Here is a 14983-nt window from a genome sequence, read left to right on the forward strand (position 1 = left end):
AGGGCTAGGGTGAGGGGCGACCCAGGTACCAGCTTCCCAACCCTCACCCTAACCCTCTCCCTTGGGAAGGGCGAGGGGACAAGATCTTGGTTCAAGCTGGAGCATGCGTAGGGTGCGTCTCGACGCACCATCTTACTTTGCGGTCATCCATCCAAGTTCGCGTCTTGCCACTGCCGGACGAAGTCTTCGAAGTCGGGATACTGACTGGTGGCCGCGGCGACGATATCTTCCCCGGTGTGCGGGCAATCCACATTCAGGCGTGCTTTCAGCCAATCGCGAAGGGGCTGCGCGGCTTCCCATTCCGGCGATGGGTTCGTCAGATCATCCCATTCCAATTCGTCGTATCCACATCCCAGCAGCCGACAGAACTCGCTGCAATTCGTCGCCAAGACCAGCATTTCTCCTTCCGACCCCAGCACGACGACCGGGGCCTTATCGGCCTCGATTCCCTCGCGCAGCCACAGGGCATAGACCGAGCCAGTCGATCCCCGTCCAAACACGGCGAATTGCTGCTGCATCGCTTCATCGTTGGGGAACCAGGCCGCCATGTCTTGATCGCCGATCGTGCTGATCTCGAAGCAGCCGCTGATCGGGTAACCATGGGCGTCCAAGTAATCGCATAGCGTGCGAACGCCCAGCGGCAGACCAGCCCCAGGCGGGAACTTCGAATGAACATCATTGGCGAGCATGGCTTCGACCGACTCTTGCCACCGTTCCCCAGGCCGCGAAGAACGATGTCGATGGAAGAACCCGCGCGGCCTGCGGCTTCGTGTGCGAGCGGTGTTATCCCGCGACGTTGTCCGGAGGCAATTCCCGCAAGACTGGCAGCTTGCCACGCGAACCTTGCTGTCTCATCAGATGTCACCTCCAAGTTGCGGACATTATTTCTTCGCTGGTGAAACCATTATATTGGCAAGACGGAAAGATTCCCAAGTTGCAGAAAGGGGCAGCGGTGTACTTGTTTTGGAAAATAAGATACTTCGATAGAAACGAAAAGAAATTTAAGGATCGAAATCTGGGGCTTGATACCGCTCAGTTGGAGCCTGCAACCAAAGCAGCAATTGAATTGCTCGTTGAAACAAGAACTCGACATTCAGATCGCACGATATTGAAATTTCGATCCTTGTTTCAAGAAGTCGATTCAAACACACTTCATGCGGAAGTTGAGCGTACGGGATCTATAAATGGAGTTCCTCTTGAGAACTATCATGAGGACGAAAACGGTGAAGAGATCTCACTCGATGAAATAGGTGTAATCCTGACGGGCAACCCCAATGCTCGCTTCATTCGAAGCGGATATGAGCAACACGACATCGAGTATATGAACTCGGAGTCAATTCCTGTTCCAGTTGATACCGTCTCACTCTCAATTGAAGACATTGGCATCCTTGGCTATTTCTGTAGAGATCTCAAGGAACTGTCCGACTCAGCATTCATGAAAGATGGGCCGGGCTCTATTCATGCAGGAGGTTCGCTACCAGAAGGTCAGATGGAAATCAAAACTGCTGTATCGGATGACGAGATCCGTTCTTTCGTAACGATTTTTCGTCGCCTTTATATGCAGAAAGAGCCAGCTAATTTTCTGAAAGCCGTGGATGTTTTTTGCAAAGCCATTAATGGGCACCCTCTGGCGGCATGGGTCAAGGGATTGGCGGAGTCGTATGAACAATCCCTATCAAAACCGCCCTACTGTCCAATGTCCAAGGCGGTTCGAGAGTGCCAGTTTAGCAAGAAGCGTTTGATCGATGTTTTCTTGTATACGCAATATGCTCATCAACCAGACGAAAGAAGGCAGCGTCAATACAGAGAATGCCTAACTGAACTTGAAGAGAATGAGCCGTTGTTGTTTTGGCTTTTTCTTTCCGAAATTTGGGGAGCGAGTTTGAAGATTGGAAACGGTGGCAAGGTCATGAACTGGTGGTTCCGGCAATACTGCGAAACACATCAAGTCACTGCTGACGTATTGGATTCGATCCGACTCCGAAACCCTGGACTTGGGGAGCTTGAGAAGGTGGAAGCCAAGCGGCAAAGGGTGTTTCAGGAGAAGTCGCAGCAATTGGCCGGGAAGTTGTGGGAGCAACATGGTTGCCCCTCAGGTGGTCCCATTTTATTTCTGCATGAAGCGGAAAAGCAGCTTCGTGAACTATTGGGGTGAGAATAACCGAGAATCGGTCCTAGAAGAATCCTACAAATAAGTCGCTAAGGCATAGATAGCGAGAGGAGAGTAAAAAGTCACCCGTCCCCAACGAGAACGGGCTCGTACAGCGTTACTTGTTTTCCAAGGATTTCTCGACGACAAGAATCAAAATTCTTAAAAAGAATACCCAAGTAATTACAAGTAGCACCTCTTCTAAATTAAAGCTACCTAAATCTATGCTTATCAAAGCACTCCTTTCCCCCCAGCCCTAAGGTGGTTGATCGGCAACCAGCGGTTGAGGAGGAAGGAGCCTCTTGATTGAAGCCGCTTTCTGCCCAACCGCTGGTTCGAAGTAGGTAATCTCCAGGCGGATTGCCCTTTTTTAGCAAGCGTATTTTCGCAAACCTGATAGTGAATTCAAGAGTTGGGAGAACGGAGGATTCCCTATTTTGGGCTTAAAATTGGGGACGACCGGCAGTTGCTTCGTTCGTCTCCAGTCTATCCCATCGTGCGTCAAGACACACCTTGGTGGTTGGCGGTTACCAGTGCCGAGAACAGCAGAGCGAACACCGACGCCGTCGCGAACATCAGGCGATAAACGAGGTTGCGATCGGGGTAGAATTCCGGTTCGATGTGCGCTCGATCGGCAGCAGACATGTTGTGGATCGAGGCAAGTTCCCGCAAGCGGGCCTGAAACTGCGAAGCGTACTCCGGGGAGGCAAACGCTTCCAATCCTTTTGCCGCGAAAGCCGCCACGATGGCTCGCTCGTCGGCCGGAACCAGCGCTGCCTGCAGTTCGATCTGCATCTGCGGGTTGAGGGAAAAGTCGAGCGACACCTGCTGCTGGTAACTGCCATTGATGAACCCATTCGCATACCCGGAACGGAACGTGAAGTCATCGTGACCACCCTTTCCGCGGGCCACCATCGTCCAATCGACCTGGTCTTGGTTCTTGTAGGTCTCTTCCACCGACACAACCACGTCGTTGTACGGAGTCAGATTCCGCACCAGGCCAGCCGCCGGCACGTAGCAGGCATGAAACACGAGCGACGCGAGAAACAGCGTCAGAAACGTGGTTGCCGCGGTCGAGAGATAGCGCTTGGTGATCAGCGCACAAGCACCATAAAGCAGTAGCGCCAAGAGGCTAAAGCCTGGCACGATCACGATCGCCCAAAGGTACCAGCCCGACACCATGCCATCAAAATCGATCGCCAGTAACGCCGCGATGCAAACGGTCGGAATGGCGGGCAGCAGCGATTTCATGTGCATGAGTTACCGATCGAAGGTTTCTGCCCAGGGACCCATCTGATGGCGTGTAGCGACGGCCTCATCAAACACAACCAGCACGTTGTCCGCCATGCCATACAGCTTATCGGAGTCGTCCAGAAACTGCGCCGCCGAAAAATAGAGACGGCGCTGATTCTCGAACGTCAGACATATATCTTGCGGATAGTACGTCCGTTTCGCATCGGCCTCCATGCTCTCGCCCACCCACGACCAGTAGCTTGCGGCGGCGCTGATTCTGCTTCCGAGGAAGGGGAGCCACTCCGGATCGGAGGTGACATCGTACGCCACGCCGGCCAAGACGTTGTCGACAGGCACATCGATCGAAACGCCCAGCCCGTATGGGTAGAAGGTCGCATCCCAGGCAAGGCAAACCGACCGGCCAGCGCGATCGCACAGTTCGACACCAAAGTCCAGAAAGTGGCCGGTCTCCGCGCGATCACGGAAGTGAGACTGGCCATCCTGATAGTCGAGCTCGAAGTAAGTAACCCGTTCGATCACGAACCCCATCAGGCGGTTCAAGTTTGCTTCGTACTCAGCACGCGTTTCCATGGTGGATCCCCGTCACGCCGGACCCTGGGCGTTCTCGAGCACTTCCAGGTAAATCTGCGCGACGAACTTATCGGTAAGGTACGGCTGATTGCCTAGCAACCATCCGTCGCCGATGCGCTGGACATCGAGCGTGGTTGTGTCGAGCGTCTCGCGAACGCCTTCGGGCGTTACCTGATTCGCGGCCGGCAACAGCCTGGCGAAGTCTTGCCACAACGCGTGCTGCGCTACGGTCGAGCGGGACGTATGCCACGCGAGTCGCTGCTGCTGAGAATCGAACGTCTTGAGCGGGGGCGTGACCGGGTAGGTTTCGAGCCCTTCGTCCCACAGCCGCTGGATGACGGCCAGGTCGTCGAGCAGGGCCGATTCGTCGGCGAACCAGGTCGCATGCGCATTGAACGGCAGGTCCCAACCTCCTTCGGTAAACAGCTTGAGCGAACTCGGCCGGGTCGTTTCGATCACTCGCACCAGTAGCGTTCGCAGGGCTTCGATGTTGTCGGCGACGCCGCGGTTGTAAGCCTCTCTGGCGGGATGTTTGGTTGCGTCGTGCAGCGGCACGTACGCTTCGGCCGGCGTGATCGAAAGCTCAGCCCGGCCACCCAGCGAGATGTCGTATTGCCGGCAGGCGTGCTCTTCGTTCCAGCACTCGACGTCGAGGCATCCCCAGCCGTCGACCATTGTGTCCCCTTCGTTCCGCCGACAAGCAATCGGCACACTGGCGAAGATCGATCCATCCGCCGGAGTCTTCTTCCACGCGGCCACCTTGTGCAGTTCCGCCAAGGTCCATGTCTCGCGGCTTTGCAATCGAACGTTATGGTTCAATCCGTCCCGAATCCGCGCCGATTCCCACGCGTCCCGCTTCGACTCCCACGCTTCGACGCACTCGGTCAGCTGGGTAAACAACGCCCCCGCCGAGCGATGATCGCCATCGCCAAACCATCGCACCATCAGGCACTGGGACATGGACGCTGCTCTCTCCGAGGGAAGTAAGTCGGCCGGCAACAGCCTGGCGACGATCGCTTGCTACGTCAAATCGATGCGGGTTCGCAGGAAGGCGAGGTACTTCGGGTCATCTTCGTCGAAGATCGCCAGCCCTTCGGCCATGTAAGCGCGTGTCAGTTCGTCGGCCGCTTTGTCGAGGTTGTTCGCTTCGAACTGGCATTGGCCGAGTCGCAGGTGAATGAACGGATTGCCCAGGCCATCGGGGCACAGCACCGCGTTGCTGAACGCTTGCCGGGCCCGGTCGAAGTCTTGCTTCGCGAACCACGCGTCGCCAATCGCCGCATACACCCACAGCGCCGCTTCCCAGTTCAGCTTCGGGCTGGGGATCAACGCCTCGGCAGCCATATATTGCTCGAGCGCCGCGTCGGCATCTCCCTCGGCCAACAGCGCCTCGCCCCGTTCGCAATGCTCGTTCAACTGGTCGTAAATCTCGTCGGGCATTTCCATCCCAGGTTCCTTCACATGATCGACTTCCGCCATTCCGCCAAACGCACGATTCTACCGCGCCGGCAATCACGCAAACAACTCGCCTGCTTCCTCGGCAACACGCTCCGGCTGCTGTGTGCCACGGCGCACTTTGTGACTGGCGTCGCTACGGGGTTGTTTCGCTTGGGCTGGCAAAATATCGCTTTACGTCCCGCAGCAGTTCTTGAGCTTGCTGACTCTCGCCATCGAAAGTTCGCGAGTCGTATCGGCCGGAGTCGTTGAGCGAGATATTGTTGCATTCCCAACAGATCGCCACCACCAGAAATTCCCCGTCGGCGAACCCGGCCGAGATCGCATAGCGCGGCACATGGCAACGATACGGCTCGCCGGTCGGCAACGCAAATAGCCGCTGCAGCAACGAATAGCCAACCTCGTTTTCCAGCATGACACCGCCGTCGATCGTAAAGTGCGTCGACCGTCCGCTGCTAAGCGTGTGCGGACCAGCCTCATCGCACAATGCCGCTTGGACCAGCATGACGGTTTGAAGCAGCTCCGCCTTCGGAAGGTTAAACGACATGACATGTTTCCCTTTTGCAATGGGATGGCGGCGACACTTAATGAATGTGACAGGTCAGCGGCTCTCGTCGGCGCTGTTCGCGTTCGCTGTCTGCTCTTTCAACTTCTCGAAGTAGAACTTGTTCCAGAAACAGCACGCCTCGGCATGAATTTCTGGCGCAACCAACTGAATGTTCTGTGGATCGGTCGGGCTGCCTCCCAGCGCCAGCGGCTGGACGAAGTGAAGCTCCTTTCCGAAGTGGGCGTGCGTCTCGTCGGCCACGATCAGCTGGGCCTCGGTCGCGTCACGCAGCGACTGGAGGGAAGAGGCAAACGGGGTCGCATGTCGGGCAGTCATCGGAATGAAAGGGATCGCCCATACCGACTGGTCGCCTGCCAGGCACAAGGCATCGCCCGGTATTGCGGGGCCATCGACCGAACCAATGATGGTATACCCTGGAATATAAACGGATGCCTGATATTGCTGGTTGATACGCTCCCAGTGATTGGGATCGTACAAGCGGAGATACTGTTCGTTCAGAATGCCTTCGAGGTTGTTCATCCATCGATTCCTTCCGCGAACAGAGCCGGCTACTGCGGTTCGCAATCTTCCGTCGATATTGGGCTGCTTGTCAGGCTCGCCAAGACTCGTCGCGCTTCTTCGACAAGGTAAGGCACCTCGCCTGGCGAAGGATCGTAGCTAGTGCCGTCGATCCAATCGCAACCATTATAAAGATCTCCGAGCCATGTCGCCGCCGGCGTTGCCTCGAGAAACTGCGCATCGAAACGGTTCACCGTCCGGCACAACTCCGCGGGACGAATCTTTCCATCGAGAAACATCTGCAGCCGCTCCGCCAGAATCCGCCGGGCGACACACTGGACTTCCGTTCCGATGTCCGAGAACGCTGGCACCTCGGTGGCGACGATCTGCCGTAGAAAGCCGACCAGCGTTTGCCGAGCGTCGGGTGAACACGGGTCGCACGCTACCATCGACTCGATGACTTGGGATGTGTCCCCCAGGGCTAAACGGTGACATGCCCAGCGATGGATTTCGTCCGCGGAAGACTCCTCCATCAGCGCTTCGGCCAGCAGTTGTTCTGGTTTCAAGTTTTCACCCTGCATCTCATCATCTCGTTTGGGATTGACCCCGCCTCGGTCACGCTCACGACTTCCCAGTCCCGCGGAAGTCTTTCATGCGGTCTTCGAAACCTTTTTGGATGGCCAGCGCGTCGAGTTTGCGGCCGATCTGACTGTTGGCTAGTTTCTGGGCGTCGACTGCTTTCTTCTTCAAGCCCGAAACGATCGCTTCGATCTGTTTGACTTCGGTCATCTTCATCAGCGACGCGCACTCGTGCAGGACGTCGTACACCTTATAGAACTCCCCGGCCAGCGCTTCCAACTCTTCGGCGGTCAGCGTCTCGGCGCGGTTGGCGATCGCGCGGCCGAGCTTGTCTTTGCTGGCGGCTTTCTTTTTGCGAGGGGTCGCTGGCGTCCCTTTGGCCGAGGTGGTTTTCGGGGCAGAGGAAGGGGAGGCGGTGCTCTTTTTGCGGGTGGCCATGGGGCGGATTGCTTTCGTCCTGGAAGCTGCCGAAGTTGGTCTGAAACCATGTTCTCACTTTCGTTACGCAATGTAAACCTAAGCGTTTGACAAAGCGTCACGCTTTTCCATATCATGACACACGCGTCGCTAAAGCGTCACGCTTTTAACAGCCGGTGGCAACCTTCGTTTGGCCCTGGATTTTGCGGCATTTTAAGTGAACGTTGCCCCGCGTTGGGCTTGATTTGGAAGGGTATTTTTCACGTTGTTTTCTTTCTTCGTTGATCGCCGTTTTTCGACCCTCGAAACACCCTTGGCCGGGCTGTTTGGCCTGTCGCGCGACTCGCTTTGTCTGCCAGGCAGCGTGGCCGGTTTCAGGGTCGTTCCTTCTTTCACCGGAGCCTTCTTGATGCCTCGTACCGATCCCAACTTGCCGCCACGCTGCATGGCGGACGATTGCCAGCGGCCGGCTCACGCTCGCGGGCTGTGTTCTTCCCACTACCAGGCCGCCCTGCGTGTCATTCAGCAGACCGAGCTCACCTGGGAGGTCATCGCCCAGTCTGGCATGTGTCGCCAGCAAGCCAAGGCAGGTCGCGGTCGTTGCCGGTTTGCCCGTCGGTTGGTCGGGCTGGCGCAGCGACTTACCGGCGGGGCTGCGTCTACGGAAGCTGGCGACAGCAACGACATCGCCGCTGGCACTTCTCCTTCGTGCGAAGCGACCTGACTCGATCGCGTCGGTTCGCTTGCCTGCTGCGGTTGTTTTGTTTCGTCCCTTGGTTTGAAAGGTCTCGCCCATGTCTGATTCGTCGACCAATCCACCTCTCGCGGAAGATCGTCAGCGGCTGCAACAGGCCTGGGACGATGCCTTGGCGATGCAGGATGGGCAAACATTCTCCGGCGGTCGGCATCGTCGGCAGTCGTTCACCCAAGAGTGGAAGGCGCAGCAGCCGGAAGCCTCGGCCGATCGGCGCCAACAGGTACCGCCGGCAGATGAATGTTCGCGTCCGACTCGTTAACTCTTCTTCAGGATGGTTGGTTCGATGCAGCATTTGATTTCGCAGCAGCGCGTTCATCAGCTTCGCGAGAAAGCCCATGCCGGCTGGAAGCTGACCCTGCGTGCCCAGGGATGTCTCGCCACGTTTCGCACGCTGGGCGATCCGGTCGCTTTGGATCAGGCCGAGCAAACACTCAAGTCGCTGGAGGAACACCTTCACGCGATGGCCAATGGTGCGGAGAGCCGTTGTTGTTCCGCATTGAAATCGCCTTGTCACGGCTCGCCAGCTTGATGGCTGGGCCGGCTGTGCTCGTTCGTTTCGGTTTCGTTCGTTTTTCTTTCTCCCCCAGGAATTACCATGCTTGTTCTTACTCGACGTGCCCAGGAAGAGATCCGTATTGGCGACCAGATTCGCGTGGCGGTCCTTTCGGTTCGCGGCGGCCAGGTTCGCCTTGGGATCACTGCTCCGCACGCGCTGCGGATTGAACGTCACGACTTCACGCCTCCCCCTGCTCGCGGACCGGCCGCGGCTTTGGAAGGCTCTGTCCCATCTGCTTCCATCGATCGACCGGCAAGTGATTCGCCGGCGCTGAACGAGACTCCGCAGACCGATTAACGCTGCCGCGTGAAGGCTGTCGGCTTCTTCGGTTCGCCCCTTTCTCGTTCGCCACTTTGCCCAGGGAATCTCGCGATGAAACAGATTTTGACCACCAATCGCATGCAGTCGTTCAAGATGTGTCGCCGCAAGCATTACTTCGAGTACGAGCTCGGTCTGCGGCAGCAGGTCGATGCCCGGTCCTTGCGGATCACCACCGCCGGGCGTGCCGCGCTGCATGCCTTGCAGCACGAACGTTCGTTGGTGGCGGCGCTCGACGCGCTGCGACCTTTCTACGAACCTTGCCCACCGGCGAGCGATCGTCGCGAGTGGGATTACGAACGCGAGACGGTGGCCTGTTTGATCGCCGGGTATCGCTGGCGTTGGGGCGAACCGTTGACGATGATTGCCCGGCCGAAGCGCTTTCAGTTGCCGGTAATCAATCCGCAGACCGGCGCCGCGTCGACCATCTGGGACACGGCCGGGCAGTGGGATGGCATCGCGAAAATGCCCAACGGGCAGACGGTGGTCGTCAAGCATCGCTTCACCGCCGAAGACCTTTCGAGCGAAGGTTCGTTCTGGACGCGGCAGCAGCTTGATCATCGCGTGACGCATCTGCTCGACGCCGGTCGCCAGCTCGGGCACACGCTCGACGGCGTGCTGCTCGACGTGATTCGCAAGCCGCTCATTCGACCTGGCACGCTGCCGATGCTGGACGAAGCAGGCCACAAAGTGGTAGTCGATCGCAGCGGTCATCGCGTCTTCAATCCCAACGGCCAGCCACGGCAAACGGCCCATGCGGCGAAAGGTTTCACGCTGCAAACGCGACCGATGACACCGCTGGAATGGGGCGAGAAGCTGCTGGAAGACATCGGCCAGCGGCCCGAGTTTTACTACGCCCGCCAGGTGATCTCGCGCCGCGACGAAGAGATCGCCGAGATGCAGTCCGAGGCGTGGGAAGTGCAGCAAACGATCCGCGACGCTCAAAACAAACAGCGTTGGTTCAAGACGGTCAGCCGCGATACCTGTTCGCTGTGCAGCTTCCTCACGCTTTGCACGTCGCAGTTCGATCCGCAGCAAGGCACCCCGCGCGGGTTCGTCCGCCTCGACGATGTGCATCCCGAGCTTCAGGGAGAATTCGATCGCCCGAAAGGTTCGTGCTGCCAACCACCTTCCGCCACCAGGCCCGAAGATGTCATCGCCACGCCGGTACCAGCAGCCCGCCCCACCGACCACCCAGAACGAATCCCCCCAGCCAACGAGGCTTTCCAAACGCCACCAATCCGAACCATCCCCGAGGATGACATCCCGTTCTAAGCATCCCCATCATGTCCCCTCGCCCCTTCGGGGAGAGGGCGAGGGGACAGAACATTTTTCCAACACCTATCCACTTAGTCTCCAGGAGTTCTTCATGACTCGTCCGACTGACGAGAGGCGTTTGCCTGGCAGTTCGCCGCCTGATTCTGTTTGTCCAGAGTTGCTTCAGGTTGTGGTCGAGTGCGACTGCGAGGAGCAGCAGCGGGCTTTGTTCGAAGAACTGGTTGCCCGGGGGTTGGTATGCCGACTGTTGATGCTGTAGTGCGGTGCCCGATCGCGCCGACCTTTCGTGTTTCGCAGCTTGCTGGAATGTTCGATCTGCCGCCGGAGCCTCACACCGAGCGGCGATTTCAGGTCGAACTGCCGGGACTCGATCAGCCGTGGCAAGTTGGCTTGATCGTCGGTCCTTCCGGTTCCGGCAAGACCACCGTGGCGGCCGCCGCGTATGGTCGCCGGTTGCGAAAACGACTCCGCTGGCGGCGCGATCGGGCGGTGGTCGACGGGTTCGATCGCCGCTTGTCGACGCGTGCCATCACCCAGGCCCTTGTCGCGTGTGGCTTAGGTTCGCCGCCGGCCTGGTGTCGGCCTTATCACACGTTGTCGACCGGCGAACAGTTTCGCGCCGACCTGGCTCGCGGGCTCGCTTCCCCTGGCAAACTGCTGGTTCTGGATGAGTTCACCAGCGTGGTCGATCGCCCCGCCGCGAGGCTCGCTTGTCATGCCGTGCGAAGAGCGCTCGACCGGAAGACGTTCGCCAAGCGGTTGATCGCGGTGACCTGCCATGAAGATGTGGCCCGTTGGCTGCGGCCCGACTGGGTGCTGCGGATGCCAGCGGGAACGTTGACGCGGAGGTGTCTTCGGCGACCGCGACTTCGCCTGGAGATCTTCCGTTGTCGCCACGATGTGTGGCCCATGTTTGCACCGCATCACTATTTGACCAGCAAGCTGAATCACGCCGCGCGCTGTTACGCCGGCCTGGTTGATGGCGAGGTGGCAACCTTCGCCGCGACGCTGAATCACTTTCGACCTGATCGATTGCGGATCAGCCGGTTGGTGACGCTGCCGAAGTTTCAAGGCGTCGGCCTTGGCGGCGCGATGCTCGATGGAATGGGCTCGCTGCTGAGCGAGGCAGGGGCCGAGTCGATCACCATCAACGCAGGCCACCCGGCCGTGATCGGTCACTGCAATCGTTCGGCGAAGTGGGAGTTTCGCCGGCTGTATAAGACCGGCCGCAAGCCAAGCGGGATGTACCTTCAGCATCCCCACTGGAAGACATCGGCCGGCCGCGCGGTCGCCACGTTTCGTTGGAAGTTTTCGTGAACCGTGGCGAACCGATCGCTGCACTTTGTTCCACTCAATCAAGCAGGAGTTCAACCATGTCCGGTAGCTGGATCAAGCTTCACCGCAAATCGCTCGACAGCCGAGTCTTCAGCGACGCCAACCTGTGGAGACTGTTCACGCTGTGCCTGCTGCGAGCCAACTTCCGCCCCGGCTACTTCCAAGGCGAACTGGTCGAAGCCGGGCAGTTTATCACAACCCAGCGAGCACTCGCCGAAGAACTGGGTTGCTCGCGGACTAGTTTGATTCGGTGGATGTCCATCTTGGAAGAGTGGGAATGCCTGAAGGTCGATTACTTGACGCAGACGACGCGCGTCACCGTCGAGAACTATCCGCTTTACCAAGAGCTCGATCCGACATGGGAACCAACCGCTGTACCAGCAAGTGAACCACCAGGTGTACCACGCGATGTACCAGTGGCTGTACCACCAACTGTACCACGGGGTGTACCAGCAGCTGTACCACCAAGTGAACCGCGCGGTGTACCAGAGGTGGTCCCTATAGAAGAAGAAAGAGAAGAACAAAAAGAACCAGAAGAAACAAAAGCCCCGGCGGGGCCCCTTTTGTCCTGTCGGGGGGAAGGGGAGAAGGCTCCGCCGGCAAGAGCTCGCCAGGCGACCTTCGACGCGACCACCTTGCCGATGCCGTTCGCCGGCGAGCCGTTTCGCCAGGCCTGGACGCAGTGGTGCGAGCATCGGCTCGAACGCCGCATGCCGCTGCAGGCCCGTTCCGCCCAGAAGCAGTTGCAGCAGCTCGAGCAGATGGGAGAAGCCAAAGCCCTGGCCGCGATCGAACATTCGCTCACGGCGGGCTACCTCGGCATCTTCGAACCCCCGCGCCCAGCCAACGTGCCACGTGGTTCTGGCGAACTGAAGAGCGTCGCCGAACTGCTCGCCGATCGAACCTTCGATTAGTTGAGCCTCGAACACCCAGGCTCGTACCATCAAACGACGTTCATGTCCCCCCTCCGGTCCCCTCGCCCCTTCGGGGCGAGGGCTAGGGTGAGGGGCAGCCGAGGTACTCGCTTCCCAACCCTCTCCCTTGGGAAGGGCGAGGGGACAAGAGTTTTCATTACCAACACATCACCCGTTCTTCACCACTTCCTTCTCCTTCGTTCAGGATTTGCTGATGACTCCGGATCAGTTTGAAACCTGGTTTGATCGGGCACACGACTTCTTCCCGAGCGTGCGGTACTTCTTCGATCATGCGAAGGACCCCAACCAGTTGAAGCGGCGGTGGGCCGACATGATCTTGCCGCTCGACTATCAGGCGGCCCGCGACCTGCTCGACCAGATGTACGACGGCATCGCCGAGCCACCCAGCCACATGAGCCAGCTTCCCCGGACGATGCGCGAACGTTTGCTCAGCCGCCGCACGCGCGATCTCGACAGGCGGCCGAACTGGTGCCGCTGCTTGAATCCGGCGTGCGGCAAACGGTTTCGGATGCAGCCGCGGTGTTTCTTTTGCGACGACCGTCGATGGGCGGTCGAGGTCGAATGTCCCTTGTGCGACGATCGCGGCGTGCTGCTGATCTGGTCGCTGGAAGCGATGTACGCCGCGCGACATTCGATCGATCAATGCCTGCCGCCGATCACCCCGCCGCATCAACGCGAATGTGTTCGCTGCCACTGCGAAAAAGGCCAGCGGATGCGTTGGCCACGACTTGTTTTTGATTCGGCATGTATGTGCCTAACCAGCGAACCGCTGGAAACTTTTCTGCTGTGATCGACCCCTGCACGATGCCTGGCCGATTGCCGCCTTGCCTTGAAGGAACCGATTGAATGCTTGACCCTACCGATGCGAAACCAGCCCCCAGCGTTTCGCCATCGACCCCGCCGGCAACGGATGCCCCACTGCGAACCCTGGTCGAACGATACCTGGCGGCCCGTGATGCTCGCCGCGATCAACAAGCGGTCGAACGCCAACTGCGCGGGCAACTTCTGCTGCACATGCTGCAGGCCAACCTCACCGAAATTCCGCTGAACGAGCGTGGCGAGAAGCTGCAGCGGCGCAGCAAAACGTTCGTCCGCGTGCGGAAGCTTCGCCCCGGCGAGCTGTAACGACCCTCGTTCGTTTCGCGCGGCCGACGTGGGCGGCGCGAAGTTTCTGGCGGCATGCCGACAAGTTGTTTTCGCGGCGTGCCGCCTTTCCCCAGGCCTGACATCTACGAGAACCAAATGCCGAAAGCTTGTGCCACCGAACGCGACGCCGAACGAGTCAGTCGCGAGATCTTCAATCTACTGCGAGCCGGAGCGTTGTCAGGCTGCATGCATCGGCTGGAATGTTTCATCGACACGTTGATCGTGCCGGTCAGCAAGTTCGCCGGCTTCGAGAACGTGAACGTCGTGCCGCTGGCGCTCGCCGATTTAGAACTCGATGTCGAGAACGCTTTGGAAGACAACGGCATCCGCACCGTCGGTCAGTACCGCGCCGCGACCGAGACGTTCATCCGCCGCATCCCTGGCATCGGCCCGAAACGATTCGCCCGACTCGACGCCGCCATCGAAACGATGATTGACGAATTCGTCGACTGGCAAATCGACGGCACCATCCACACACCAACGCCGATCCCACTTCCGGCCGACCTGCAACAACCGATCCCGCCCGACCAACAATGCTTCCTGAAACGCTGCATCGAAACCCGCCTGCAATCGAGCCAAGACCTCTGCCAGGCCCTCCAAATCGCCCCGCCCGAGTGGCTAAAAGAAGAACAACAAGCCGCCGAAGCGGTGCTGCGCATGCTGAGGGCCGGGGAAGGGGAGTGAGGGGAGCTGATTGAAGAGGTGACGACCAGCCAACGTGTGCCACTGGCCTCTGGCCAGTGCGACGTGGGGAAGAGGTTGCAACCGGTTTTAGTCATCAAGGAACTGGCCAGAGGCCAGTGGCACACCTAAGATGCGGGTGCTGGAAGGCATCGTCGACTGTACGATCTGGCCGAGTTAGGTAGCCAGGGCGATTGACGCTCCTATTTAAACTTAATGCCGGTAGCGACAGACTCACGTTCTAACAGTCTTTTCAGAATGTAGCCCTTGAACCACGTCCTGAAGTCATAAACCGAAAACCCCACTAGCATATCAAGCAGTCCAAGACACGACGCTATACCTGTCACTAGAGGCTGTTTCAAAACCTACGTAAACAAATGAGCCCGCACGCTACATGTATGAAGGCTTGGTAAATCCACGAGTGATGTTCGTACCGCACGACCAGTCGACGGAAGTTGCCGATCCACGAGATCGTTCGTTCGACGAT

At 58.6% G+C, this 14983-nt stretch carries 21 protein-coding genes; 12 read left to right on the forward strand and 9 right to left on the reverse strand.

Annotated elements, in window-relative coordinates:
• Window positions 1–143 precede the first annotated feature (143 nt).
• On the reverse strand, window positions 144–689 hold the full coding sequence (locus AB1L30_RS14125; protein ID WP_367014071.1) for a hypothetical protein: 546 nt from the start codon (window positions 687–689) through the stop codon (window positions 144–146).
• Window positions 690–829: 140 nt separating this feature from the next.
• On the opposite strand from AB1L30_RS14125, the gene AB1L30_RS14130 reads away from it, so the two are divergent.
• Complete coding sequence (locus AB1L30_RS14130; RefSeq protein ID WP_367014072.1) at window positions 830–2155, forward strand: hypothetical protein; 1326 nt, start codon at window positions 830–832, stop codon at window positions 2153–2155.
• 495 nt (window positions 2156–2650) lie between these two features.
• On the opposite strand, the gene AB1L30_RS14135 is transcribed toward AB1L30_RS14130, so the two are convergent.
• From AB1L30_RS14135 to AB1L30_RS14170, 8 genes are all read right to left on the reverse strand, one after another.
• On the reverse strand, window positions 2651–3406 hold the full coding sequence (locus AB1L30_RS14135; RefSeq protein WP_367014073.1) for a hypothetical protein: 756 nt from the start codon (window positions 3404–3406) through the stop codon (window positions 2651–2653).
• Window positions 3407–3409: 3 nt separating this feature from the next.
• Window positions 3410–3973, reverse strand: a complete 564-nt coding sequence (locus tag AB1L30_RS14140; RefSeq protein ID WP_367014074.1) for a hypothetical protein — start codon at window positions 3971–3973, stop codon at window positions 3410–3412.
• A 12-nt stretch (window positions 3974–3985) separates the two neighbouring features.
• Window positions 3986–4933, reverse strand: a complete 948-nt coding sequence (locus AB1L30_RS14145) for a hypothetical protein (protein ID WP_367014075.1) — start codon at window positions 4931–4933, stop codon at window positions 3986–3988.
• Between the two features lie 60 nt (window positions 4934–4993).
• A complete protein-coding gene (locus AB1L30_RS14150; RefSeq protein WP_367014076.1) occupies window positions 4994–5419 on the reverse strand; it encodes a hypothetical protein in 426 nt (141 codons plus the stop codon).
• A gap of 145 nt (window positions 5420–5564) precedes the next feature.
• Window positions 5565–5975: a hypothetical protein gene (locus AB1L30_RS14155; RefSeq protein ID WP_367014077.1), complete on the reverse strand. Its 411-nt coding sequence runs from the start codon at window positions 5973–5975 to the stop codon at window positions 5565–5567.
• Window positions 5976–6029: 54 nt separating this feature from the next.
• Window positions 6030–6515: a hypothetical protein gene (locus AB1L30_RS14160; RefSeq protein WP_367014078.1), complete on the reverse strand. Its 486-nt coding sequence runs from the start codon at window positions 6513–6515 to the stop codon at window positions 6030–6032.
• A 29-nt stretch (window positions 6516–6544) separates the two neighbouring features.
• The gene (locus tag AB1L30_RS14165) at window positions 6545–7075 is read right to left on the reverse strand and encodes a hypothetical protein (RefSeq protein ID WP_367014079.1); all 531 of its coding nucleotides are present in this window, start codon (window positions 7073–7075) and stop codon (window positions 6545–6547) included.
• Between the two features lie 40 nt (window positions 7076–7115).
• Entirely contained in the window at window positions 7116–7511 is a 396-nt protein-coding gene (locus tag AB1L30_RS14170) for a hypothetical protein (RefSeq protein ID WP_367014080.1), read from the reverse strand.
• A gap of 388 nt (window positions 7512–7899) precedes the next feature.
• On the opposite strand from AB1L30_RS14170, the gene AB1L30_RS14175 reads away from it, so the two are divergent.
• The 11 genes from AB1L30_RS14175 to AB1L30_RS14225 all read left to right on the forward strand — a co-directional run bounded on the left by AB1L30_RS14175 (window position 7900) and on the right by AB1L30_RS14225 (window position 14499).
• The gene (locus tag AB1L30_RS14175) at window positions 7900–8214 is read left to right on the forward strand and encodes a hypothetical protein (RefSeq protein ID WP_367014081.1); all 315 of its coding nucleotides are present in this window, start codon (window positions 7900–7902) and stop codon (window positions 8212–8214) included.
• Window positions 8215–8284: 70 nt separating this feature from the next.
• Window positions 8285–8506, forward strand: a complete 222-nt coding sequence (locus AB1L30_RS14180; protein ID WP_367014082.1) for a hypothetical protein — start codon at window positions 8285–8287, stop codon at window positions 8504–8506.
• A gap of 24 nt (window positions 8507–8530) precedes the next feature.
• The gene (locus AB1L30_RS14185; protein WP_367014083.1) at window positions 8531–8776 is read left to right on the forward strand and encodes a hypothetical protein; all 246 of its coding nucleotides are present in this window, start codon (window positions 8531–8533) and stop codon (window positions 8774–8776) included.
• A 66-nt stretch (window positions 8777–8842) separates the two neighbouring features.
• The gene (locus tag AB1L30_RS14190) at window positions 8843–9100 is read left to right on the forward strand and encodes a carbon storage regulator (RefSeq protein ID WP_367014084.1); all 258 of its coding nucleotides are present in this window, start codon (window positions 8843–8845) and stop codon (window positions 9098–9100) included.
• 75 nt (window positions 9101–9175) lie between these two features.
• A complete protein-coding gene (locus AB1L30_RS14195; RefSeq protein ID WP_367014085.1) occupies window positions 9176–10396 on the forward strand; it encodes a hypothetical protein in 1221 nt (406 codons plus the stop codon).
• Between the two features lie 94 nt (window positions 10397–10490).
• Window positions 10491–10658: a hypothetical protein gene (locus AB1L30_RS14200; RefSeq protein WP_367014086.1), complete on the forward strand. Its 168-nt coding sequence runs from the start codon at window positions 10491–10493 to the stop codon at window positions 10656–10658.
• 47 nt (window positions 10659–10705) lie between these two features.
• On the forward strand, window positions 10706–11716 hold the full coding sequence (locus AB1L30_RS14205; RefSeq protein WP_367014087.1) for a hypothetical protein: 1011 nt from the start codon (window positions 10706–10708) through the stop codon (window positions 11714–11716).
• A 56-nt stretch (window positions 11717–11772) separates the two neighbouring features.
• Window positions 11773–12648: a hypothetical protein gene (locus tag AB1L30_RS14210; RefSeq protein ID WP_367014088.1), complete on the forward strand. Its 876-nt coding sequence runs from the start codon at window positions 11773–11775 to the stop codon at window positions 12646–12648.
• 214 nt (window positions 12649–12862) lie between these two features.
• Window positions 12863–13459, forward strand: a complete 597-nt coding sequence (locus AB1L30_RS14215) for a hypothetical protein (protein ID WP_367014089.1) — start codon at window positions 12863–12865, stop codon at window positions 13457–13459.
• A gap of 56 nt (window positions 13460–13515) precedes the next feature.
• Entirely contained in the window at window positions 13516–13794 is a 279-nt protein-coding gene (locus AB1L30_RS14220; protein WP_367014090.1) for a hypothetical protein, read from the forward strand.
• A gap of 117 nt (window positions 13795–13911) precedes the next feature.
• A complete protein-coding gene (locus AB1L30_RS14225) occupies window positions 13912–14499 on the forward strand; it encodes a hypothetical protein (RefSeq protein WP_367014091.1) in 588 nt (195 codons plus the stop codon).
• The last annotated feature ends 484 nt before the right edge of the window (window positions 14500–14983 follow it).

The organism is Bremerella sp. JC817 (genome assembly GCF_040718835.1).
In the GTDB taxonomy this organism is placed as follows: domain Bacteria; phylum Planctomycetota; class Planctomycetia; order Pirellulales; family Pirellulaceae; genus Bremerella.

Bases quoted from the DNA above. Each gene is read 5' to 3' on its own strand.
- AB1L30_RS14125 (WP_367014071.1), bottom strand. From the start codon at position 689: ATGCTCGCCAATGATGTTCATTCGAAGTTCCCGCCTGGGGCTGGTCTG.
- AB1L30_RS14225 (WP_367014091.1), top strand. From the start codon at position 13,912: ATGCCGAAAGCTTGTGCCACCGAACGCGACGCCGAACGAGTCAGTCGC.
- AB1L30_RS14140 (WP_367014074.1), bottom strand. From the start codon at position 3,973: ATGGAAACGCGTGCTGAGTACGAAGCAAACTTGAACCGCCTGATGGGG.
- AB1L30_RS14160 (WP_367014078.1), bottom strand. From the start codon at position 6,515: ATGAACAACCTCGAAGGCATTCTGAACGAACAGTATCTCCGCTTGTAC.
- AB1L30_RS14150 (WP_367014076.1), bottom strand. From the start codon at position 5,419: ATGGAAATGCCCGACGAGATTTACGACCAGTTGAACGAGCATTGCGAA.
- AB1L30_RS14200 (WP_367014086.1), top strand. From the start codon at position 10,491: ATGACTCGTCCGACTGACGAGAGGCGTTTGCCTGGCAGTTCGCCGCCT.
- AB1L30_RS14195 (WP_367014085.1), top strand. From the start codon at position 9,176: ATGAAACAGATTTTGACCACCAATCGCATGCAGTCGTTCAAGATGTGT.
- AB1L30_RS14175 (WP_367014081.1), top strand. From the start codon at position 7,900: ATGCCTCGTACCGATCCCAACTTGCCGCCACGCTGCATGGCGGACGAT.
- AB1L30_RS14205 (WP_367014087.1), top strand. From the start codon at position 10,706: ATGTTCGATCTGCCGCCGGAGCCTCACACCGAGCGGCGATTTCAGGTC.
- AB1L30_RS14215 (WP_367014089.1), top strand. From the start codon at position 12,863: ATGACTCCGGATCAGTTTGAAACCTGGTTTGATCGGGCACACGACTTC.
- AB1L30_RS14165 (WP_367014079.1), bottom strand. From the start codon at position 7,075: ATGCAGGGTGAAAACTTGAAACCAGAACAACTGCTGGCCGAAGCGCTG.
- AB1L30_RS14155 (WP_367014077.1), bottom strand. From the start codon at position 5,975: ATGTCGTTTAACCTTCCGAAGGCGGAGCTGCTTCAAACCGTCATGCTG.
- AB1L30_RS14170 (WP_367014080.1), bottom strand. From the start codon at position 7,511: ATGGCCACCCGCAAAAAGAGCACCGCCTCCCCTTCCTCTGCCCCGAAA.
- AB1L30_RS14180 (WP_367014082.1), top strand. From the start codon at position 8,285: ATGTCTGATTCGTCGACCAATCCACCTCTCGCGGAAGATCGTCAGCGG.
- AB1L30_RS14210 (WP_367014088.1), top strand. From the start codon at position 11,773: ATGTCCGGTAGCTGGATCAAGCTTCACCGCAAATCGCTCGACAGCCGA.
- AB1L30_RS14185 (WP_367014083.1), top strand. From the start codon at position 8,531: ATGCAGCATTTGATTTCGCAGCAGCGCGTTCATCAGCTTCGCGAGAAA.
- AB1L30_RS14190 (WP_367014084.1), top strand. From the start codon at position 8,843: ATGCTTGTTCTTACTCGACGTGCCCAGGAAGAGATCCGTATTGGCGAC.
- AB1L30_RS14135 (WP_367014073.1), bottom strand. From the start codon at position 3,406: ATGCACATGAAATCGCTGCTGCCCGCCATTCCGACCGTTTGCATCGCG.
- AB1L30_RS14145 (WP_367014075.1), bottom strand. From the start codon at position 4,933: ATGTCCCAGTGCCTGATGGTGCGATGGTTTGGCGATGGCGATCATCGC.
- AB1L30_RS14220 (WP_367014090.1), top strand. From the start codon at position 13,516: ATGCTTGACCCTACCGATGCGAAACCAGCCCCCAGCGTTTCGCCATCG.